This window comes from Hymenobacter lutimineralis (assembly GCF_008271285.1).
Taxonomy (GTDB): domain Bacteria; phylum Bacteroidota; class Bacteroidia; order Cytophagales; family Hymenobacteraceae; genus Hymenobacter; species Hymenobacter lutimineralis.
Window position 1 is genome coordinate 39,784 of record NZ_VTHL01000023.1, and the last position, 21,022, is coordinate 60,805.

23 protein-coding genes are annotated in these 21,022 nt (G+C 59.7%); 10 read left to right on the plus strand and 13 right to left on the minus strand.

From position 1 onward, the window contains the following. Positions 1-41: 41 nt before the first annotated feature. On the minus strand, positions 42-1,454 hold the full coding sequence (locus FY528_RS17765) for an ATP-dependent DNA helicase (RefSeq protein ID WP_149072372.1): 1,413 nt from the start codon (positions 1,452-1,454) through the stop codon (positions 42-44). Between the two features lie 112 nt (positions 1,455-1,566). Next, on the minus strand, positions 1,567-2,010 hold the full coding sequence (locus FY528_RS17770; RefSeq protein WP_149072373.1) for a PaaI family thioesterase: 444 nt from the start codon (positions 2,008-2,010) through the stop codon (positions 1,567-1,569). A gap of 76 nt (positions 2,011-2,086) precedes the next feature. On the opposite strand from FY528_RS17770, the gene FY528_RS17775 reads away from it, so the two are divergent. The 4 genes from FY528_RS17775 (at position 2,087) to coaD (ending at position 4,775) form a co-directional block, all read left to right on the plus strand. Next, positions 2,087-2,680 (plus strand): DUF4126 domain-containing protein, encoded by a 594-nt coding sequence (locus FY528_RS17775; protein WP_149072374.1) that lies wholly within the window; start codon positions 2,087-2,089, stop codon positions 2,678-2,680. 26 nt (positions 2,681-2,706) lie between these two features. Further along, the gene (locus tag FY528_RS17780) at positions 2,707-3,228 is read left to right on the plus strand and encodes an NUDIX domain-containing protein (RefSeq protein ID WP_149072375.1); all 522 of its coding nucleotides are present in this window, start codon (positions 2,707-2,709) and stop codon (positions 3,226-3,228) included. 123 nt (positions 3,229-3,351) lie between these two features. Continuing rightward, positions 3,352-4,233, plus strand: coding sequence for a DUF3822 family protein (locus FY528_RS17785; protein WP_187632181.1), 882 nt, complete (start codon positions 3,352-3,354; stop codon positions 4,231-4,233). Between the two features lie 74 nt (positions 4,234-4,307). After that, positions 4,308-4,775: a pantetheine-phosphate adenylyltransferase gene (coaD, locus tag FY528_RS17790; protein ID WP_149072377.1), complete on the plus strand. Its 468-nt coding sequence runs from the start codon at positions 4,308-4,310 to the stop codon at positions 4,773-4,775. 71 nt (positions 4,776-4,846) lie between these two features. On the opposite strand, the gene FY528_RS17795 is transcribed toward coaD, so the two are convergent. Both FY528_RS17795 and FY528_RS17800 read right to left on the minus strand, forming a co-directional pair. After that, positions 4,847-5,356 (minus strand): hypothetical protein, encoded by a 510-nt coding sequence (locus tag FY528_RS17795; RefSeq protein WP_149072378.1) that lies wholly within the window; start codon positions 5,354-5,356, stop codon positions 4,847-4,849. Positions 5,357-5,381: 25 nt separating this feature from the next. Then, on the minus strand, positions 5,382-6,089 hold the full coding sequence (locus FY528_RS17800) for an NUDIX hydrolase (RefSeq protein WP_149072379.1): 708 nt from the start codon (positions 6,087-6,089) through the stop codon (positions 5,382-5,384). Between the two features lie 165 nt (positions 6,090-6,254). On the opposite strand from FY528_RS17800, the gene FY528_RS17805 reads away from it, so the two are divergent. Then, positions 6,255-6,764, plus strand: a complete 510-nt coding sequence (locus FY528_RS17805; protein WP_149072380.1) for a metallophosphoesterase family protein — start codon at positions 6,255-6,257, stop codon at positions 6,762-6,764. An 83-nt stretch (positions 6,765-6,847) separates the two neighbouring features. On the opposite strand, the gene FY528_RS17810 is transcribed toward FY528_RS17805, so the two are convergent. Further along, positions 6,848-7,183 (minus strand): hypothetical protein, encoded by a 336-nt coding sequence (locus FY528_RS17810; RefSeq protein WP_149072381.1) that lies wholly within the window; start codon positions 7,181-7,183, stop codon positions 6,848-6,850. 83 nt (positions 7,184-7,266) lie between these two features. On the opposite strand from FY528_RS17810, the gene FY528_RS17815 reads away from it, so the two are divergent. After that, a complete protein-coding gene (locus FY528_RS17815; protein ID WP_149072382.1) occupies positions 7,267-8,298 on the plus strand; it encodes a threonine aldolase family protein in 1,032 nt (343 codons plus the stop codon). Between the two features lie 84 nt (positions 8,299-8,382). Here the strand turns inward: FY528_RS17815 and nhaA are convergent, their stop codons facing one another. Next, positions 8,383-9,522: a Na+/H+ antiporter NhaA gene (gene nhaA, locus FY528_RS17820; protein WP_149072383.1), complete on the minus strand. Its 1,140-nt coding sequence runs from the start codon at positions 9,520-9,522 to the stop codon at positions 8,383-8,385. 107 nt (positions 9,523-9,629) lie between these two features. Here nhaA and FY528_RS17825 point away from each other — a divergent pair, with 107 nt between their 5' ends. Then, positions 9,630-10,247, plus strand: a complete 618-nt coding sequence (locus FY528_RS17825) for a DNA-3-methyladenine glycosylase family protein (RefSeq protein ID WP_149072384.1) — start codon at positions 9,630-9,632, stop codon at positions 10,245-10,247. 11 nt (positions 10,248-10,258) lie between these two features. Here FY528_RS17825 and FY528_RS17830 read toward each other — a convergent pair whose 3' ends face one another. Then, positions 10,259-10,486, minus strand: coding sequence for a hypothetical protein (locus tag FY528_RS17830; RefSeq protein ID WP_149072385.1), 228 nt, complete (start codon positions 10,484-10,486; stop codon positions 10,259-10,261). Positions 10,487-10,497: 11 nt separating this feature from the next. Then, positions 10,498-11,412, minus strand: coding sequence for a DUF58 domain-containing protein (locus tag FY528_RS17835; protein WP_149072386.1), 915 nt, complete (start codon positions 11,410-11,412; stop codon positions 10,498-10,500). 275 nt (positions 11,413-11,687) lie between these two features. On the opposite strand from FY528_RS17835, the gene FY528_RS17840 reads away from it, so the two are divergent. Then, the gene (locus FY528_RS17840; protein WP_232066367.1) at positions 11,688-12,050 is read left to right on the plus strand and encodes a DUF3276 family protein; all 363 of its coding nucleotides are present in this window, start codon (positions 11,688-11,690) and stop codon (positions 12,048-12,050) included. A gap of 229 nt (positions 12,051-12,279) precedes the next feature. Continuing rightward, on the plus strand, positions 12,280-13,380 hold the full coding sequence (gene ychF / locus FY528_RS17845; RefSeq protein ID WP_149072387.1) for a redox-regulated ATPase YchF: 1,101 nt from the start codon (positions 12,280-12,282) through the stop codon (positions 13,378-13,380). 119 nt (positions 13,381-13,499) lie between these two features. Here ychF and FY528_RS17850 read toward each other — a convergent pair whose 3' ends face one another. The 5 genes from FY528_RS17850 to FY528_RS17870 form a co-directional block, all read right to left on the minus strand. After that, entirely contained in the window at positions 13,500-13,898 is a 399-nt protein-coding gene (locus tag FY528_RS17850) for a GxxExxY protein (RefSeq protein ID WP_149072388.1), read from the minus strand. A gap of 179 nt (positions 13,899-14,077) precedes the next feature. Beyond that, complete coding sequence (locus tag FY528_RS17855; protein ID WP_149072389.1) at positions 14,078-15,508, minus strand: M48 family metalloprotease; 1,431 nt, start codon at positions 15,506-15,508, stop codon at positions 14,078-14,080. A 103-nt stretch (positions 15,509-15,611) separates the two neighbouring features. Further along, complete coding sequence (locus tag FY528_RS17860) at positions 15,612-17,078, minus strand: M48 family metalloprotease (protein WP_149072390.1); 1,467 nt, start codon at positions 17,076-17,078, stop codon at positions 15,612-15,614. A gap of 155 nt (positions 17,079-17,233) precedes the next feature. After that, positions 17,234-18,511 carry a cation:proton antiporter gene (locus FY528_RS17865; protein ID WP_149072391.1) on the minus strand — a complete coding sequence of 426 codons (1,278 nt, stop codon included), beginning with the start codon at positions 18,509-18,511 and terminating at the stop codon, positions 17,234-17,236. A gap of 219 nt (positions 18,512-18,730) precedes the next feature. Continuing rightward, positions 18,731-20,086: a type IX secretion system plug protein gene (locus FY528_RS17870; protein WP_149072392.1), complete on the minus strand. Its 1,356-nt coding sequence runs from the start codon at positions 20,084-20,086 to the stop codon at positions 18,731-18,733. 329 nt (positions 20,087-20,415) lie between these two features. Between FY528_RS17870 and FY528_RS17875 the strand changes: the two genes are divergently transcribed. Further along, positions 20,416-20,997: a Crp/Fnr family transcriptional regulator gene (locus tag FY528_RS17875; RefSeq protein ID WP_149072393.1), complete on the plus strand. Its 582-nt coding sequence runs from the start codon at positions 20,416-20,418 to the stop codon at positions 20,995-20,997. The last annotated feature ends 25 nt before the right edge of the window (positions 20,998-21,022 follow it).

A 21,022-nucleotide genomic window follows, 5' to 3' on the forward strand; every position in this document is an offset into this window, starting at 1 on the left:
GTGAGAAACCCACAATTCGCTGGATAGGTTGCAGCTACGTGCTACTCGGCCAGCAACTTTTGGTTGAAGTTCAGCAGGAACAACCGCTCTGCCGCCCGCGTGATGGCCGTGTAAAGCCAGCGCGCAAACTCGGAGTTCACCATCTCATCCTTCAGGAAGCCATGGTCGACGAAGACGGCCTGCCACTGCCCGCCCTGGGCCTTGTGGCAGGTGAGGGCGTAGGCAAACTTCACCTGCAGGGCATTCAGGAACGGGTCTTTGCGCAACGCGGCCGAGCGGTCTTTCTTCAGGGCAATATCGGCGTAATCCTCGCTCACGGCGTCGTAGAGGGCCTTGCTGCGGTCGGCGGGCAGGGCGGGGCTTTCGGTGTACAGGGTGTCGAGCAGGAGCTTTACTTCTAGGTCGGGCTCGTCGGGGTAGTCGACGAGGCGGACACGGGCATCGGCAAAGCGGAAGCCGAACTCCTCGGTGCGCCGGATGATCTTGACGACCTGCACAAAGTCGCCGTTGGCCAGAAACCCGATTTCCGAGTCCTTGGGCAGCCAGAAGTAGTTGTTGCGCACCACCATCAGGTAGTCGCCCGACTCAATTTCGTCCTCGGCATCGAAGAGAATGCGCCGGATAAACTGGTTGTACTGGTTGGCGTTCTTGTTGGAGCGGCAGATGATGGTGGTATTCTCGTGCCCGAAGTTTTTGTAGGCCCAGCGCAGCCCGTCTTCCAGCTTGTCGCCGCCCATGGAGAAAATGTCGGGGTAGCCTTTGGTGAAGAAGGTGATTTTGGGCTGCTCCTCGCGTAGCTCTTCGCGCAGCACTGTGGCGTTCATCAGAATGCCCGAGGACTCGGCCTGACGCATCACCTGGCGCAGCTCCACCGACTGCACGTGGGCCCGGAAGCGGTGAGCCAGCAGCTCGGGGTCGAGGGCGGGGCTGAGCAGCTGGCCCACGGGCGGCAGCTGGGCCGTGTCGCCGATGAGCAGCAGGCGGTTGGTTTGCTTCTCAAACACGTAGCCCATCAGATCATCCAGCAAGCCGTTTTCGCCGAAGGCCTTTTCGTCGGAAATCATGGAGGCCTCATCCACGATGTAGAGCATGTCGGCCGTGCGGTTTACCTGCCGCTGAAACGACAGCCGCTCGGAGGGCGTGCCGCTGGTTTGCCGGTAGATTTTCTTGTGAATGGTGCTGGCCGGCACGCCCGAGTAGGTACTCATCACCTTGGCGGCGCGGCCAGTGGGCGCCATGAGGGTATACTTGCGCTGGCGGTGGTGCAGCCACTGCACCAGGGCGCTAACCACGGTGGTTTTGCCCGTACCCGCGTAGCCGCGCAGCACAAAGGCTTTGCGCCCCGGCAGCTCGTCGCGCAGAAAGGCGTCGAGCTGCTGAAACAGCTGGGCCTGGTCGGGCGTGGGCTCGTAGGGGAAAAAGTCGCGGACGGAAGGAAGGCGGAGTGAGAGCATAAGGAGGATTCCAGTAACAAAGCTAAGCCCGTTTCAGGTCCCTAGCTTGCCTGATGTTGTGGCGGCAGCGGCACTGCTTCCAGCGTCGGTCGGTAGTTGCTTCCGGTGAAACCTACCCTTGTGCTTCCACCACGGCCATAGTAGCCGAGGCTTTGGCAATCAGCTTCTCATCGGCCCACACTTCGGCCTCGCAGAAGTACAGGCGGCGACCAGGCTTGAGGACCCACCCCACGGCGCGGAGCTTTTCACCCACGCCGGGGCGCATGTAAGTGGTTTTCAACTCGGCCGTTACCAGACTCTGGTTTTCCGGAGCCAGGGTAACGGCGGCAAAGCCTGCTACCAGATCGGCCAGCGTAGCCACCAGGCCCCCGTGCGCAAAGCCGCCGTGCTGCTGGTGGTGCTGCTCCATCACTACCTCTGCCTCCACCCGGCCTAGCTCAATGCGCGTGAGGTTGGCGCCGATGTGGTGCATGAAATGCTGGCGCTTCAGCCGACGACGGATGCGGGTTTCCAGCGCGTCGGCCGTGGTTGCCTGGGAAGGTTCGGGAGGTGTCATGGAGGGCAAAGGTACCGCCCAAATAGTCCTGAACCGCAGAGTTGCGTACCTTAAACCCGACTACCGCCCTACTGCTATGGAACCCAAGCTTTACATTCTCTCCGGCGCCCTCGGGCTGGCCCTGGCCGCGTGCAGCGGCTTCCGGGTGTTTGTCCCGCTGCTGGCCGCCAACCTGGCTTACCTCACGGGCTTCCTGGCACCGTCGCCGGGCTTCGCGTGGTTGGGCACCTGGGCGGCGTTTGGCGTACTGGCTACGGCCACAGTGGCCGAAATGCTGGCTTACTACGTACCCGTCGTAGATAATTTCCTGGATACCCTCACTACCCCGGCTTCCTTCATTGCCGGCACCTTGCTCATGACCTCGGCCTTGCCCGAGCTGGACCCTATGCTGCGCTGGGGGCTGGGTATTTTAGTAGGTGGGGGCACGGCGGGCCTCATCCAGACGGGCACTTCCCTGCTGCGGGCGGGCTCTACCGTCACCACCGGCGGCCTGGGCAACCCCGTGCTGGCCACCGCCGAAAACCTGCTGGCCGTGGTAGGCTCGGTGCTGGGCCTGCTGCTGCCGGTGCTGGTAGCCGTGGCCGCCCTCGGCTTCGTAGTGTACCTTGCGGTGCGGCTGTTGCGCCGGGGGCGCCGCCTGCTGGCTCCCCGCTGCCCCGCCCAACCCTGATTTCTGCCTTCTTTCCCAAACCACCTATGGCTGATCTTTCCCCTGACTTCGCGGCGGCCTTGCTGCAACCCTACGCCGGCCAGGTGCGTGTGCGGGTGGGCGGCCTGCTGCTGCGCCAAAATGCCGTACTGCTGGCTGCGCATCGGGGCTTGCTGCCCGATGGTATTCCGTTCTGGTCGCCGCCCGGGGGGGGCTGGCAGTTTGGGGAGTCCATCCACGAGGCGCTGCGGCGGGAGTTTCGGGAAGAAACGGGCTTAGAGGTGACGGTGGGACGCTTTCTGCACGTGCACGAGTTCCGCCGCGGGGAGCTACAGGCCCTGGAGTTGTTCTTTGAAGTTACCCCGGCTGATGATACCGCCGAAGCCAAGCTGGGCCTCGACCCCGAGCACGCCCGCGACGCCCAGCTGCTCACCAAGCTGGCCTACTTCACCCCGCGCCAGCTGGGCGCCTTCGACCCGCAGCAACTGCATCCCCTGCTGCGCCACATCCTCAGCCCCGACGACGTGTTCATCCCCCAGGTAATCTTCGATAAAGCACATCGGCGCTAAGAGCCCGGCAGTTTTTCACTGGCTGAATAAAGATGTGCTGCTTGGGTGTGTCTGCTGGCGGCTAGAACTCCGAGGGGTTTGTACCTTTAGGGGCCCCTTTTCTTTCCGCCTCACCTTTTGCCCGTGCCCGATTCTCTGTACACCGCCTCCGCCCACGCCGCCCTGCCGCGCCTGCGTGATGAGACGCTGGACCCGGACCAGTTAGCTGCCTATAACCTCTACCTTTCGGTGGGCGCCGCGGGCCTGCGCGTGGGCGTCGCCGATGTGCGGCGCAACAAGTTTGTGCTTCTCGAAGATTACGCGCCCCAGCCAGACAGGCCGCTGGCCGAGCAGTTGCAGGGGCTGGCCGGGCAACATGATCTGGTAGGGCAGGCCGGGTGGAACCAGGTGCGCCTGGCCGTGCAGAACCGGCACTTCACTCTCCTGCCCGCGCCCTTGTTTCGGGAGGGCGACGAGGCTACTTACCTGCAGCTGCATCATACCCCCGATGCCCTGCAGGAGGTGGTGCGCTATTATCCCCACCCGGCCCGGGATATGGTGAACGTATTCGCGGCCGACCGTCAGGTAGCCGAGTGGTTTGCCCAAATGTATCCAACGGGTAAGCTGCTCCATCATACCAGTGCCCTGCTCGAAGGCTTGGTACACCAGAGTGACCGGGGTGCCCCGCGCCGGCTCTACGTGAGCATCAGCGCGCACCAGGTTACCCTTATCGTTATTCGCGACAAGAAGCCGGAGTTCTGCAACGTGTTCACGTTTGCCACCCCGGAGGACCTCATCTACTACATCATCCTGGTGATGCAGGAGTTGCAACTCAACCCCGACCAGGATCCGGTGATTGTGTGGGGCGACTTGCTGCACGACTCGGCTCTGTTCACCATCCTGCGCAAGTACGTTCGCAACATTCGCTTCGGCAACCGCCCCTACGACCTGGGCTACAGCTACCGCCTCAACGACGTGTTCGAGTACCGTTATTTCGATTTGTTCAGCCTACACCTCTGTGGATGATTGGGTGCACGAGTCACTAATGCTGCCTGACTTATTCACGCACTCATTCATTCGTTCCTTCACATAGTAACCGTATGCGCATTGCCCTGTTTCCCGGCTCTTTCGACCCCTTCACCAATGGTCATCTTGACGTGGTACGGCGGGGCGCTGACTTGTTCGACCAGATTATCATTGCCATCGGCAACAACAGCAGCAAAACGCGCTACCTGCCCGTGGAGCAAATGGTAACGCTCATTGAACAGGTATTTGCGGATGAGCCGCGCGTGTCGGTGCAGTCCTACAAAGGCCTCACCGCCGACTTCGCCCGGGAGGTTGGGGCCCGCTACTTGCTACGGGGCTTGCGCAACACCACCGATTTTGAATATGAGAATACCATTGCGCAGGCCAACCGCCATGTAAATCCGGCCCTGGAAACCGTGTTCCTTATCACCTCTCCTACCCTGGCCGCCATTAGCAGCACTATCATCCGCGAAATCCACCGCTTTGGCGGTAACATCGACGATTTCGTACCCTTCCAGCTACCGGCCCCCGCCCAGCAATGAGGTAGCGCCAACACGCAACCGGGCGGCCCTAGCAAGAGCCGCCCGGTTGCGTGTTGGCCGCAGATTACCTGCTATTTGCGACGAGGTATTACCCGTATGCCTTTTACTTTATTGCTTTCCGGCCCCCCATCCGAAATCGGCATAACAATGTAGTCGGGGCTGGTCATCATCAGGCCGCCGCGCAGCATCAGGTCATCCTCGTTGCTACCCACCAGCACAATGTCACTCACGCGGCGGTTGCGGGCGTTGAAGGTGACCACCAGCGTGTTGCCTTCGGTTTGAAAGGTATTAATCCAGCCTTCCCCGTTGGTAGATTTCATTTGATCGGCGTTTGGGTCTGCACCCACCAGCTCGTCGCTGGCTTCCTGCGGCTGGCCCAGCTGGCGGCGGAGCTGGTCAATGTTACGCTTCAGCAGGCTGGCTACGTCGAGCTTACCCGGCGTGACAGCCGTACCGCGCTCGGCCGCCGGCCGCTCCGTCTCCGAGGCATTCTGGGAATTCATGCAGCCAGCCAGACCCAGTAAGCCGGCAAAAACCGGGACCAGCAGTCGGCGCGAAGAAGAAGTAGATGAAGCGAGCATAACGCAGGGAAAAAGTGAGAACCCCCTATTTAACGGGTTCCGGTACGGCGGGTTCCGTAGAGTTGCCGGCTACCTCGCTTAAATAGTGGCGAACCACCAAGGCAATGGAAGCATAAGTATCGGGCAGCACGGCCAGCGCCTCCTGGGGCGACATCCACCGCACCTCTTCGATGTACTCCTCGGCCTGGGGCTTCATCAGCGAGTCGTCGAGGCACTGCATGATGTACCAGTTGGTTTTCTTGAGGATCTTGTTGCCGTTGTAGGCGTAGGAGTGCCAGGTGCTGGGCAGCTCTTCGCCTAGCGCGAGCTGCACGTTGGTTTCCTCCTCTACTTCGCGCAAAGCGCCCTGCATGGGGTCTTCGTCCTTTTTGAGCTTGCCTTTGGGCAAATCCCACTTGCCTAAGCGGTAAATCATTAAAATCAGCCCATCCTTCACCACAAGTCCTCCGGCGGCCTTGGCAATCCGGAACTGGTCTTTCAGGTGCAGAATCAGCGACTTTTTCTTGCGGGCCAGCAAAGTCAGCGAGGTCAGCTTTTTGAGCTTCTTCACTTCCATCAGCCGCAGCAGACGGTCGATAAACGCCGGGGTGGCGTCGCGCACGAGCACGTCGCCGACCAGGTCCTTGGAGATGAATTCATCCTCGGCGTTCAGAATCAGGTCGTAGCGGTGCTTATACACCTTGTCGCTGGTCTTTTTAATGATCAGCGGAATGTCGTTGATGAAAACGTTCATCGCGGGATGAGAGGAAAGAAGGCAAGAAATTCAGTTTTAGCGCCGGGGTCCTTTGCAAAGCAGTGCATAAATATCGGCAAACGGAAATACCCAGCAGACCGGGCAAGATACGAGAAGTACCCGGTAACGTTGCCACCAGCCTACCGTTCAGTTGTACCTTGCAGCATGCAACAGATTGGCCTTCTCTCCGATACCCACGGCTACCTGGACGAACGTATTCTCCATCACCTGATTGGGTGCCACGAAATCTGGCACGCCGGTGACTTTGGCACTGCCGAAGTTATTACGCAACTGGAAGCCCTGGCTCCCGTGCGGGGCGTATATGGCAACATTGACGGCCGGGACGTGCGCCTCACCCAGCCCCTGGTGCAGGACTTTACCCTGGAAGGTCTCCGCGTGCTGATGACGCACATTGGCGGCTACCCCGGCCACTACAGCCCCGCCGGACGCCAGCTTGTGCAGGAGCGTCGCCCGGGGCTTTTTATTTCCGGTCATTCGCATATCCTGAAGGTGATGCCTGACCCTAAATACCAACTTCTGCACCTGAACCCTGGAGCGGCGGGGCGGCATGGCTTTCACAAAGTGCGCACCCTGCTGAAGTTTCAGGTAACGGGCGGCAAGGTGCAGCAGCTCCAGGTGATAGAGCTGGGCCCACGAACCACCAGCGGGGAGTAGCCAAACGCAAAAAAGCGCCTCTACCAACTGGTAGAGGCGCTTTCGTACTGTATGGGAGCCAACCGACGCGGGTGGCAGGCTAGTTAGAGAGCAATTTCCGGCTTGGGGTGCTCACCTTCCTGGCCGTCTTCGTTCACGGGCTTGGTTACTGCTTCGGCATCGTCGAAAGCAGCGGCGTTGTCTTTGGCTACGCTGGCTTCGGCATTGGCATCGGCCTGCTTTTTGGAGCGGGCAGCAGCCTTCTCAGCCTTGGTTTCGGATTGGGCGGGGGCAGCACCGCCGTTGAAGCTGGCTTTCAGCTCTTCAATGTCCACGTTCTTCAGAACGGGGGTGAGGAGCAATTGCTTGATGATGCGCTGCTTGTTATTGGCGCGCGCAATGTTCTTGCGGTGCTTCCGCTTCAGTCGGGTGACGCTCATATCCGGGTCGGTTTAGTCAATTTAGTAAAGGAGGGGCAAAAGTAAGTCTTATTTTTGAATCCTGAAACCTGATTGCTAACTCCATGACCGTATCCCTCATTGATTTCCGTTCCGACACCGTTACCCGTCCTACCCCGGCTATGCTGGACGCCATGTTCCAGGCCCGCGTAGGCGACGATGTGTACGAGGAAGACCCCACCGTGCGGGCCCTGGAAGAAGCCACTGCCGCCCGCTTTGGGCTGGAAGCCGGGCTGTTCTGCCCCTCCGGCACCATGACCAACCAAATTGCCATCAAAGCCCACACCGAGCCTCTGTCGGAGGTCATCTGTGAGCAGACGTCGCACATTTACCTTTGGGAAGTAGGCGGCATTGCCTTTCACTCCGGCGCTTCGGTGGCATTGCTGCCCGGCAACCGGGGCCGCGTAACGGCGGCGCAGGTAGAAGCCGCCATCCGGCCCGTGAATGTGCACTACCCGACAACCAGCCTCATTTCCCTCGAAAACACCCACAACCGCGGCGGCGGTAGCTGCTACTCGCTGGAAGAAATTGCCTCCATTGCGGAGGTGGCGCGCCGCTACCAGATTCCGCTGCACCTCGACGGAGCCCGCATTTTCAATGCCCTGGTAGCTACGGGACAGTCGGCCCTGGAATATGGCCGCTACTTCGATACTATTTCCGTGTGCCTGAGCAAGGGCTTGGGCGCCCCGGTGGGCTCGGTGTTGCTGGGCAGCCGGGCGTTTATTCAGAAATGCAAGCGTATCCGCAAGGTGATGGGCGGGGGCATGCGCCAGGCCGGCTTCCTGGCAGCGGCCGGCCTCTATGCCCTCGAAAATAACGTGGAGCGGCTGGCCGACGACCACCGCCGGGCCCGGCAGTTGGCCGAGGCACTGGAGGCTCAAGCCTATGTGGCGGAGGTTTTGCTCGTAGAAACCAACCTCGTCATCTTCCGCCTGCAGGACACGATGCCCGCCGAAACCTTCCTGGCCCGCCTGCAGGAGCAAGGCATCCTGGCTTCTTCCTTCGGCCCGCAAATGATTCGCTTCGTTACCCACCTAGACATTGACGACTCGATGCTGGAGAAAACACTGACCGCCCTGCACGCCCTTGCCCAGTAAGTAGCCCGCAGTAGTTTACCGGTTTTATAGTTCTGCCTAGTTGCTGACCAACTGGGCAGAACTATAAAAAGTCTGGCCGCTGCTTTACTCCCGGGAGTGTCCCAGCCGAAGCACCAGAATGCCAAGCAAGGCCGCCAGCACGGAGCCGGCAATGACGGCCAGCTTGGCCACATCGATAAGGGCCGGATCTGAGAAGGATAGATTGGCAATAAAAATGGCCATGGTGAAGCCAATGCCCGCCGTGAAGGCGAGGCCCAGGAGCTTCAGCCAGGTGACATTGGCGGGCAGTTCGGCCACCCCGGCTTTTACAGCCAGCCATGTAGCCGAAAAGATACCCACTGGCTTGCCCAGCAGCAGCCCCAGCCCCACCCCCATCCCCAGGGGTGAGAGCAGCCCACTTACGGCCTCGCCAGACAACACAATAGCGGTGTTGGCCAAAGCAAAAACGGGTAAAATGAGGTAGCTCACCGGCTTTTGCAAGGCGTGCTCAATCTGCTCGATGGCAGTAGTAGGTATGGTGAGGGCCAGCACCACCCCCGCAATGGTAGCGTGTATGCCCGACTGCAACACCACAAACCACAAGCCCAGCCCCAGCAGAAAATACAGCGGCAGCCACTTCACCCGCAGGCGGTTGGCCACCACCAACGCCGCCAGGATGCCGCCAGCTGCCAGCAGATAGCCCATATGCAGCTCGTCTGTATAAAACACGGCAATGATGAGCACAGCCAGCAAATCGTCGATGATGGCCAGGGCGGTGAGAAAGACGCGCAGGCCGGGGGGCACTTTGTCGCCGAGCAACGACAGAATTCCCAGCGAAAAAGCAATGTCGGTGGCCGTGGGAATAGCCCAGCCGTGCGCAGCGGGTGTGCCGGCCGTGCACAGCAGGTAGATGCCCGCCGGCACGGCCACTCCGCCAACAGCTGCCAGCACCGGCAGCAAGGCGTGGCGCACGTCGGTTAGCTCGCCGTATAGCACCTCCCGCTTGATTTCCAGCCCTACCAGAAAAAAGAAGACGACCATCAGCCCATCATCCACCCAGTGGGCCAGGCTTTTGACGAGCGGCCCCGCCCCTACCTCTGTATGCCAGAAATGTAGGTAGCGCGCCCCCCAGGGCGAGTTGCTAAGGACCAGGGAAACCACGGTAGCCAGCAGCAGCAGCAGCCCCGAAAGCTTCCCGCTCTCCGACAATTCCCGAATAGGCGTAATAATTCTACGTAAGGGCATCGGCAGTAAAGGTACACGGACTGACCATACCGCGGCCGAATGGCACTTATATCTAGCGGCGGGTACTTACCTTGCTGCTGGCCTCCTGCCCGCCATTTTTCCCGCGTATGACATCTACTGCCGCCCTCGCGCACCTTGCGCAAGCCGACCCCATTCTGGCTACCATTATCCGCCAGGGGCGGCCTATTCAGCCCAGTGCCCACGAGGATTTGTATCTGGCTTTGTTGAAGGCCATTGTCTCGCAGCAGATATCCACGAAAGCGGCGGCGGCCATCTGGCGCAAGGTGCAGGCCCTTTTCCCACCCGATGGCTACCCGGAGCCGGCAGCCGTCCTGGCTTTGTCGGATGAGGACCTGCGGGCGGCGGGCATCTCCCGCCAGAAGGCCGGCTACCTGCGCGCCATTGCCGACTATGCCCAGCGGGGCCAGCTCGACCACGCTCACCTCTCGCAGCTGGATGCGGAGGCCTTCACGCTGCATCTCACCCAAATAAAAGGCGTTGGGCGCTGGACGGCTCAAATGCTGCAGATGTTTGCCCTGGACCAGCCCGATGTCTTTCCGGAAGGCGACCTGGGCATTCAGAATGCCATGCGCCGCCACTATAAACTGGAAGAAACCGGCCGGGCCCTGCTCCGCCGCATGACGGAAATTGCCGAAGCCTGGCGGCCGCACCGTACCCTGGCCAGTAAATACCTGTGGCAGTCGTTGGACAACGCCCCAACCTAGGCAAAGCTGATTTAGCGCCGGGCGCGCTCTGCCCGCTGCCGCTCGTCTTCTTCCTGCTCCCGCCGCAGGCTTTCCCGGCTCACGAGCAGCATAATCAGAAACACCGACAGGAAGGGCAGCACCAGGGAAATCAGCAGCCAGCGCCACCCGGAGCGGCCGTACATGCGGGCTACATACACGGTTATCACGCTGGGAATCACTAGAGCAAACAGGTAGCCCAGAAAACTAAAAAAGTCCATACAATGCAGATTTACCGGCCTTTATTGCGCTTGACCAAGTAGGCATAGAGCACCTTGTCGAATGGCTCCCGGATATCAACCGGCACGAAGTCAATTTTGTACTGCCCGCAGCGGAGGGCCAACTCGTGCTCGTAGCGCTGCATAGCGGCGCGGTACTGCTCGCGCACCTGGTTGGGCTGGAGCTTGAGCGTCTGGCCGGTTTCTACGTCCTCAAACAAGTAGGGCCGCTCCTGGAAGGTGAAGTCCGACTCCGTGGCCCGGTCCATTACGTGAAACAGGAGCACCTCGTGCTGCTGGTGGCGCAGGTGCTGCAAGGCCGCCAGCGCGGCGGTTTGCTCCTCGGGGGCCCGGCCCAGCATGTCGCTGAACAGTATCACCAACGAGCGTTTCGGGATTTGCTGGGCTATCTGGTGAATTACGTGGGCCACGTCGGTGGGGCGGCGCACCACGGGGCGCTGCAGCAGTTGCTGCAGGGTGAGCAGCAGGGTGTGGCGGTGGGTGCTGGTGGAGCGCACCGGCGTTTGCAGCTCCACTTGGTCGGCAAACGTGACGAGGCCCACGGCATCGCGCTGCTTTTGCAGGAGGGTGCACAGGGCCGCCGCACTCAGGATGCTGAAGCGCAGCTTGTCGAAGTCGGGCACGGGGTAGTACATGCTGGGGCTTACGTCCAACAGGAGGTGGCAGCGCAGGTTGGTTTCCTCCTCGTAGCGCTTCACAAACAGCTTATCGGTGCGGGCCAGCACTTTCCAGTCGAGGTGCCGGGTGCTTTCGCCGGGGTTGTAAAGCCGGTGCTCGGAAAACTCCACCGAAAACCCGTGGTAGGGCGACTGGTGCAGGCCCGTAATAAACCCCTCTACCAGCTGACGGGCCAGGAATTCCAGGTTCTCGAAGGAGCGCACGGCCGCCAGGTCCAGTGGTTTTGCCATATAGGGTAGAAGCAGGTAAACGGGTTGCGCGCCGTCTGGGGCGGGCCTCCTTGCTGAAACCACGGCACGAAATGCCGGGCGTAAAAAGATTCTCAATATCCGCAAAAAGCTGCACTCCGATCCGGGCGTCTTTACAGTGTGCAATTTCCCTTTTAGCGAGTTTTCGGGTGTAATGGCCGAAACCCAGGCTTCCCTATTTTTATATCATGGGGGAAGTCCTTATTTTGGGCAACAATTTAGTCATCTTGGAATACCTCAACTCTACTCATTTAACTGTGGAAGACCGTCACGATCAGGAAGAAATCTACTCCCAACGCGTCAAGGCTGGTAAGCGCACTTACTTCTTTGACGTGAAGGCAACGCGCGGGCAGGATTTCTACCTCACCATCACCGAAAGCAAGCGTCGCCTGCGCGATGACGACACATTCTCCTACGAAAAACACAAAATCTTCTTGTACAAAGAAGACTTCGCCAAATTCGTGGATGCCCTGCAGGATGCGGTGGACTATGTGCGCGAAGAGCTGCTGACGGAAGAGGAAGTAGCCGAGCTGGACCGCCCCCGCCCTGCCTACGACGGCTACGACAGCCGCCCGGGCGACGCTGGCTACAACCCCAACCGCGCCGACGACACCTACTAACCAGCCCCACGCCTAGCGAAACAAGCTCTACACACCTTCTCCCCGACTACCCCGGCGCGCCCTGCTTTCCCGAAGGCAGTGGCGCGTCGTTGCGTTAGCGGCTGGCCCCGGGACGGTAAGTCAACGGAACCGGCAAGCTGCAAACCCGCCCAAAACGCCCTACCTTTGCGGCACGAATTGCACCGGCGGTGCAGCTCACCATCTCACTAACTCACTATTTCACCGTCATATGGGTCTCCGCTGCGGTATCGTCGGCTTGCCGAACGTGGGCAAATCCACGCTGTTCAACGCTCTTTCCAACGCCAAGGCCGAGTCGGCCAACTATCCGTTCTGCACCATCGAGCCCAACGTGGGCGTGATTACCGTGCCCGATGAGCGGTTACAGATTCTGGAAAAGCTGGTGAACCCCAAGCGCGTGCTGCCCACCATCATCGAGTTTGTGGACATTGCCGGTCTGGTAAAAGGGGCTTCCAAGGGCGAAGGTCTGGGCAACAAGTTCCTGGCCAACATCCGCGAGGTAGACGCCATTATTCACGTGGTGCGCTGCTTTGAGGACCCTAACATCGTGCACGTGGCCGGCGGCGTCGACCCAGTGTTCGACAAGGATGTCATCGACACCGAGCTGCAGCTGAAAGACCTGGAAAGCATTGATAAAAAGCTGGTGAAGTCGGAGCGCTCCGCTAAAGCCGGCGACGCCGCGGCCAAAAAGGAAGTAGCCGTGCTCCAGCGCTTCAAGGCGGCCCTGGAAGCCGGGCAGAACGCACGCGCCGTGCCGGCCGACGACACCGAGCTGGAAGCTGTGGCCGACCTGCAGCTGCTCACCATCAAGCCCGTGATTTACGTGGCCAACGTGGACGAGGCCAGCATTGCCACCGACGGCAACAAGCACGTAGCGGCCCTGCGGGAGCATGTAAAGGCCGAAAACGCCCAAGTGGTGCTGGTATCGGCGGCCATTGAGGAGCAGATTGCCGACATGGAAGACCCCGAGGAAAAGGAAATGTTCCTGGCCGAGTACGGCCTCACGGAGTCGGGCCTAAACAAGCTGATTCGCGCCTCCTACGAGCTGCTGAACCTGATTACCTACTTCACGGCCGGCGTGCAGGAAGTGCGCGCCTGGACCATTCACCGCGGCGACAAAGCTCCCGCCGCTGCCGGCGTCATCCACTCCGACTTCGAGAAAGGCTTTATCCGCGCCGAGGTTATCAAGCTGGCCGATTACCAGGAATACAAAACCGAAGTAAAAATCAAGGAAGCCGGCAAAATGGCCGTGGAAGGCAAAGACTACGTGGTGCAGGACGGCGACATTATGCACTTCCGGTTTAACGTCTGAACCACGGATTCGCGCGGATTTATCGGATTTCGCGGATTTTGTAGACGGCGCATTGCACCCACCTATAACACAAAAAAGACCAGCCTATGGGCTGGTCTTTTTTGTTGGGACCAGAACAATTACAAGGAAAGTGAGCGGGGCTGGTTTTTGAGAAATCGTTTATAGCGTAGGCTTGGCTCTCCAAAATTGATGAGCAGACCTACTTCCAGTTGAAAGGCTTCCAAGTAGTTGATAGTTTGTGCAAAATGGTTCTGGTTTAGCTCGTGCAGCGCTTTCAACTCGACCAGCACGGTGTTTTGCACCAGAAAATCTATCCGGCTCGAGCCTACGTCAATACCCTTGTAGTAAATAGGTACTTCTACCTCACGCGCAAAAAGCAGCTTGGCTTGCTCCATTTCTATTGCTAGGCTTCGCTGGTACACTGCCTCCTGAAACCCACTACCCAGCATACGATGCACGGCCATAGAACACCCAATAATAGCATGCGTCAATTCATTGTAACGGTTGTCCAACAACATAACAAGCATTTATAAAATGGGTTGCAAGGTGCGTTGCCTATAAGCTAAATCTAATAAAACCACCGAAACGACGCACAAAAAAGACCAGCCTATGGGCTGGTCTTTTTTGTGTTATAGGTGGGTGCAATGCGCCGTCTACAAAATCCGCGAAATCCGATAAATCCGCACGAATCCGTGGTTTACTTACCCACCACTTTATACAGCTGTCCGGCAGTGAGCTTGGTGGAGGTCTGCATCCCGTTTAGGATGGCCAGTTCCTCATAACGCTTCGAGGGAATACCGTTGGCGGCCAGGGCCGAGGCCAGCGTTTGACCGGCTTTGGCGGTGCGCAGGCGAATGCGTTCCGGGGCTTTGTTGATTTTAGCTGCGTCGGTGAGGCGCTTGAAGCCCTGAGCCACTCGCTGAAACGTGGGGCCGTAAGTGCCCAGCGTCTGCGGGCCGCACATACCGATGAGAGCATACAGGGTTTTGCCGTCCTGAATGATGTAGCTCAGCGTGGCGGCTGTTACGCCCTGCTCCCCCACCTGGTTGCCCTGGATGGCCAGGGCCTGGAAGCCGTTGAGCGTGGTGCGCGAAGCCTTTGGCGACTGTAGGTTCAACTGCTTGGCCAGTGACTGGGCCGCTTCTTCCAGGGAGTTGCCGGGGGCCGCCGTCAGAATCTGTACAGCCTTACCGCTGGGCTCGGCCATCTGAAACTGCTGGGGTGAGTTCTGAGACTTCCAGCCGGTAGGCACTGGAAATTGAATCTTCAGATCGGGGTGATAGAAGTAGCCGCTTTGCACATAGCCCTGGCGCGGGTCGTCGCCATACACAAGGCCGTTGAGGCGCTGCAGGTAGGAGTTGCGGTTTACGGCCAGGGCCCGGCCGCCAGCATCCTGCTTGGCGTTGGCGGCCAGCTTTTTCACCGTAGTGTAGCGGTTGGCCGAGTTGGGGTGCGACGAGAGGAAGGTAGGAACGCTGGCCGCCCCACTCGCCTGCTCCGTGCGCTGCAGCGTCTGGAAGAAGTCGGCCATGCGCGAGGCGTCGTACCCAATTTTGGTAGAGTACTTCACTCCCAGCTGGTCCGATTCACTTTCGTCGTCGCGGCCGTACTTCAGCAAGCCCAGGCCCACTACCTGCGAGGCCGGCTGGGCTAGCTGGGCTACGCGCTTGGAAAGCAGAGACCCCAGGATCAGGGCCCCGTTGGCAATGGTGGAGCGGGTTTGCTGCTTCTGACCGTGGCGGGCCGTAATGTGGCCAATCTCGTGGCCAAGCACGCCCGAGAACTGGGCTTCATCATTGAAGTAAGCCAGGATGCCGCGCGTGAAGTACACGTGGCCATCGGGCGTGGCAAAGGCGTTGATAATGGGCGAGTCAAGCACCGTGAAGCCTTTTACATCGTTGGGGCGGTCGGAAATGCGGCCCATGGCACCGCCTTTCTGATCCATAAACTGCTGCAGGGCCGAGTTATCGAGCAGACCGAACTGGGCCACTACCTGCGGATCGGGCTGGGCACCTTGCACGGGGGCAACGGCGCTGGCGGGCGTGGTGGGGCCCACCAGACTTCCCATCGGCAGCAGCAACCCCAGGAGGGCGGCGGCGCGAACGGGACGGGACAGGGAAATTTTCATCGGGAGAGAATGAAGTACGGGAAGACAAAACCAAGGCCGGGCACGAGCGCTGCACACCCAGGCGCAGGCCATAGTAGGCAGGCATCGTGCCAAACCGGTCAGCTTATTTTTCCACTACCTTGATGAGGGAGCCGGCATCTACCTGGTCGTTCAGCTGCATACCGTTCAGAATAGCCATTTCGTTGAGGCGCTTTTCGGGCACGTTATAGCGGCGCAGGGCGGTTTCGAGGTTGCTGCGCAGCGTCAGCTTTTTGATGCGCACCCGCTCAGGCTGGCGGTTCAGCTTCTCGGAGTCGGTGAGGCGCTGGAATCCCTGGGCCACGCTGGTAAACTGCGGCGCAAACCCATCAAAGTCAGTCGGCGCCGAAACGCCAATCAGTGCGAAAATGGTTTTTCCGTCCTGAATCAGGTACGTGAGGGCGCGCACGCCCGCTACTTGCTGGCCGGTTTGCTGGTCCTGCTGCACCTGGTCGGCCACGAAGGCCAGGGCCGGGAAGTTGTTGATGGTGGTTTTCTTCGAGTCGGTGGGCTGGAGGCTGAACTGCTTGGCCAGAGCCTGGGCGGCCTCTTCCAGGGAGTTGCCGGGCGCCAGCATCAGCATTTGCAGGGCCTTGCCGCCGGGGTCGGCCATTTGAAACTGCTGGGGCGTGTTCTGGTGCTTCCAGCCGGCTGGCACCGGAAAGCGAAACTTCAGCTCAGGGTGGTAAAACACGTTGTTTTCCACGAAGCCCTGCTTGGGGTCCTCGCCGTACACAATGCCGTCAATCATACGCAGGTACTGGTCCCGGTTGATCTTCAGGTTGGTGGGGTTACCGTTGCTGGCTTTCCACTGGTCGGCCAGCTGGTGCACGCGGTTATAGCGGTCGGCGGGGTTGGGGTGGGTGGAGAGGAAGTCGGGAATAGGGTCGGCGCCGCTGGCTTCCTGCTCGCGCTGCAGGGTCTGGAAGAAGTCGGCCATCTGGGCCGCGTCGTACCCGATTTTACTGGAGTACTGCACGCCCAGCTCGTCGGACTGGCTTTCGTCGTCGCGCCCGAATTTCAGAAACAGCAGCTGCATGCCCTGCATGGCTTGGTCGCCAAACTGCGCCAGCTTGGGCGAGGCAATCATGGCGCCCACCAGCCCTACTTGCCCGATGATGGCATTGGTTTGCTGCTTGGCCGAGTGGCGGGCCGTGACGTGGCCGATTTCGTGGCCCAACACGCCCGCAAACTGGGCCTCGTTGTTGAAGTGGGCCATGATGCCGCGCGTGAAGTATACGTAGCCTCCGGGCACGGCAAAGGCATTGATAACGGGCGAATCGACGATGCGGAAGTTGTAGGCCAGCTCGGGGCGGTGCGAGATGGCGCCCATCTGCTTGCCCTTTTCATTGATGAAGTTCTGCAACTTCTGGTCGGGGTAGAGGCCAAACTGGGCCGTTACGGCCGGGTCCGACTGCTGGCCCATGGCCAGCTCCTGCCCTTCCGACACCAGCATGACTTCTTTTTTGCCGGTAACGGGGTTGGTCGCGCAGGAGTTGAACAGTAGCGCGGCGGCCAGGCTGCCGCTGAGAAAGAGAATACGGGACTTCATAGAACGGAGAGAGTAAAGCGCAGGAAAGCCGATGACCACCCGCGCCAGGTGGGAAGAGGAAGAGTCCGTAGCCGCTGCAGGCGGCAGGTATTGTTACGGATACTGCCAGCAACGCAGCACCGGCGCGGAGGTTACACCAGCTCAAATGTCGGGGCTCAGCGGGAAATTTCAGCCTCGGCCCGCTCGTCCAGTTCCAGGGTGGTGGGGCGGCCGTGCCAGCGGTCCAGCCAGTTCATCACGGGCGTGGCCAACACCCCGTGCAGGATAATGGAGGTAAGCACCGTGAAGCCCGTAATGGCCCACAACTCCCGGCTATCGGGAAATGCCTGCTTGTTGAGAGCGTAGGCCAGGTAGAAAAACGAGCCGATGCCGCGAATGCCGAAAAACGAAATGACCAACTGCTCGGGCCAGCTCAGGCGGCTGCGCCAGAGCGTGAGCATGCCGCCCATGGGCCGTAGCAGAAACAGCAGAAACAGCCCCAGCCCTACCCCGCGCCACGTGAGCGGCTCCAGCAGCCCCCGCACCAGCGCGCCCCCAAACAATAGCAGAATCACCACAATGAGCAGGCGCTCCAGCTGGTCCGTGAACTCGTGCATTTCGGTGTGGTACTCGTGGCTGCGCTCATGCGCCCGCAGCGTAACCGCCGCAATGAACACGGCTAGGAAGCCGTAGCCGTGCGCCAGCTCCGTGATGCCGTAGGCCGTGAGCGTGACGGCCAGGGCCACAAACCCGTAGGCTTCAGGATTAATACGGATGCGGTGGGGCAAGTCAAAAATCAGGAATGAAAGCACCTTACCCGCCAGCCAGCCCCCCGCTACCCCCGCCGCAAGACGGTACAGCACGTCCATCAGTGCCCAGTCGGTGAGGCGCTCCACTACAGGCACGGCGGCCGGCAAGAGAGCCAACGCCAGGTATACGAAAGGAAAGGCCAGGCCGTCGTTAAGGCCGGCCTCGCCGGTTAGGGCAAAGCGCACGTTGTCTTCCCGACCTTCCCCAGGCTTGCCCACTTGCACGTCGCCGGCCAGCACGGGGTCGGTGGGGGCCAGCGTGGCGGCCAGCAGCAACGCTGAGGCCAGGCTTAGGCCGGCCAGCCGCCAGGCTACCACCCAGAAGCCGGCAATGGACACCACCATCAGGATAAGCACCAGCTTGAGCGGAGCCCGCCAGCGCACCCGCGAAAACTTCCGGTCGATTTTCAGCCCCGTACCCGTGAGGGCCACAATCACGCACAGCTCGGTGAGGTGGGTGGCAAATTCGACGTGCGTTATCGGGTCGGGCGAGGGCAACCCCAGCGGCAGCGCGTACACCAACGCCCCCAGCCCCACAAACACGATGGGGTACGAGAGCGGAAACTTTTTCAGCAGCGAAGGCAGCCAGGCTACGGCCAGAATAGCCACGCCCAAAACCACCAGCCCAAGGTTATACAACGACATGCAACGGGGATAAGCGGAGACAACGAGAGTCTCTGCTTACGCAAGCCCGGCCGTGTCGGCTGGAATGGAGCCGTGGGCAGCAGCTTGTCTGATAAACCAGGCCGTCCTGCTGAGCGGAGCCGAAGCATCTCTACCGCTTCGCCTGCATCATTCAACGAAGCGGTCCAGATGCTGCGGCTGCGCTCAGCATGACGTACTGAATTAGGCTGCCTACTTGTCTTAACGCCCCTGGTTTAGCTGGATGATCTGGGCGTTGGCTACGGCCACGGCGCTGTAGCCAATGAGCAGGTCGGTGCGGGTGCCGGGCGGGCGGTAGTACACCAGCAGATCGTACTGGTTTTCGGTTTCCTGGTGGCTGCCCTCAAAGTACACTTCATTGGGTACGGCCGCCCCACCCACGGCGTAGCTGTAGTTGTAGTAGCCCTGCTTGAGCAGCAGCCGGCCCTGGTACTCCTGGGCCTCGGCGTTGTAGGTGAGCTTGTTTTCTTCGCGCAGCTGCCAGTCGGATAGCGCCCCCAGCACATACACGGGGCCGGGCGCGGGCTGCGGGGCCCTTAGGTGGAAGGTCACGTTCAGGTAGTCGGCGTTGGTGGCGCCGGTGCCGTACTCGCGGCTTTCCAGTACGCGCTGCCCATCCACATCAGGGTACTGGGAATAGGCCAGGCCGTTGCGGGTGGCTTCGGGCAGCAGGTCGGCTTCGCGGGGGCTGGCCTCGGGGTTGATGCGCGCTACCCCGGCCCCGCTGGCCCGGAAGGAGCGCAAGTCAAGGAAGCGGTACTCGCTCAGTCCGGGAAAAGCGTTTTCGAAGTTGAAGTACTGGTAGTCAAGCTGCCGCTCAGCGTCGCGCACGAAAGTGGGGCGCAGGTTGTAGCGGGCATTATCCCAGCGGAAGTTCTGGCGCAGCACCACCTTCACTTCCTGGGCAGGATTGACGATGGGGTAGCCCCCGTAGCGGATGCCGAAGTTGAGCTGCTGCATAGTGTAGCGCTGCTGCCCCGCCGCTATAGGCCCCGGCTGCAGGAAAGCCTCCACCCGATTGTCGTAGACCAGCACCCGGCGCGAAAGCACGGGCACGCCCGCCGTGGTTTGCACCACCCAGAGGTAGTTGCCCGAAATCTTGACCCGGGGCAGCTGGGTGCGGTAGTGGTAGTAGGGCACCTTGGTGTTCACGCTGGTGCGGTAGTCGGTAATTGTCTGCTCGTTGATCTGGCTGAGAAACTGCATATCCGTGAGGATGGACGGCTTCCAGTCGGCGTCGCAGTGCACGAGCCGGGCCGTGAGGCGCTGGCCCTGCTCGCTGAGTACATCAAACTCCAGGGTGACGGGCAGGTCCTGGGCCAGCGACACCACCGGGGGCGTAAACACCTGCGTGGCCTGGCCGGTAGCCACGTAGCACTGCACGGAGCGCACATCGGGCGAGTAGGTGGCATCCTCGTAGCGTAGCGTGGGCGCAGCCGCTACGGGCGTGCTCTGGCTGGTGCCGGTAGCATTAGGGTCGGTGATGGGAGTGCCCAGGGGCACGCAGGCGGCGCTGGCAAGCAGCAACCCCGGGAGCAGATGAGCGAAGTAACGCATAGACGCGAAGGTACGGGCGGAACGCGGTTTGTGGGCGAAGCGGCGCCGCCTGGCGCTTGTAGGATATTCTGAAAAAGGAAAGCCGATTCCTACAAACTTGGTAGGAATCAGGCGAGAAACTATTTTATTTCCTACACTCTTGTGGACCCGTCAAATAAGCAGGTTCTTTTGCTTACGAGCAGCCCCGATTAGCCTGGTCGAAGCGGCAACAACGCCACCCTAACAGGCCGGTGATTCGGGGCTTGCCCGGGCAGCGCAAGAATTTGCTGAAGCGCCCTACCATCGCCAAGCCGTAAACCCTCAGACCAATTCCATCTCCTCCCAAAAAAATGGAAAACGCACTTTTTGGCTTTATATCAAACTATATTTCTTTAACAGAAGATGAGAAAAACATTCTCCTCTCGCTCGACATATTCCGTTATATTAAGAAAGGAACTATTTTACTTAAAGAAGGCCAGAAGTCACAGGATTCTTACTTTGTTTTGAAAGGATGTATTCGAAAGTATTACATCAAAGATGGTGAAGAAAAAACCACCGCGTTCTTTACGGAGCTGGATGCCTTAACGCCTCATTGCGTTGCAAGTAAAAATCCTTCCGACTATTTCATCAGCTGCGTCGAAGACAGCATCATTACCGTTTCAAATCCTGATTTGGAAAAAGAAGTAAATAGCAAATTCCCCAAATTTGAAATAATGTGCAGAATGTTATCAGAAGAATTACTAGCCAAGCACCAAATCAATTTTGACGAGTTCAAGACTTCTTCCCCAGAACAACGGTACCTGAGCTTACTGCAAAATCGCCCAGACCTGGTTCAGCGGGTTCCCCAACACCAGCTAGCGAGCTACTTAGGCATCAAACCTCAATCATTGAGCCGATTAAGAGCAAGAATTACAGAGAAGGACAAAGAATGAGGGGCATTTCTTAACTTAAGTGAAC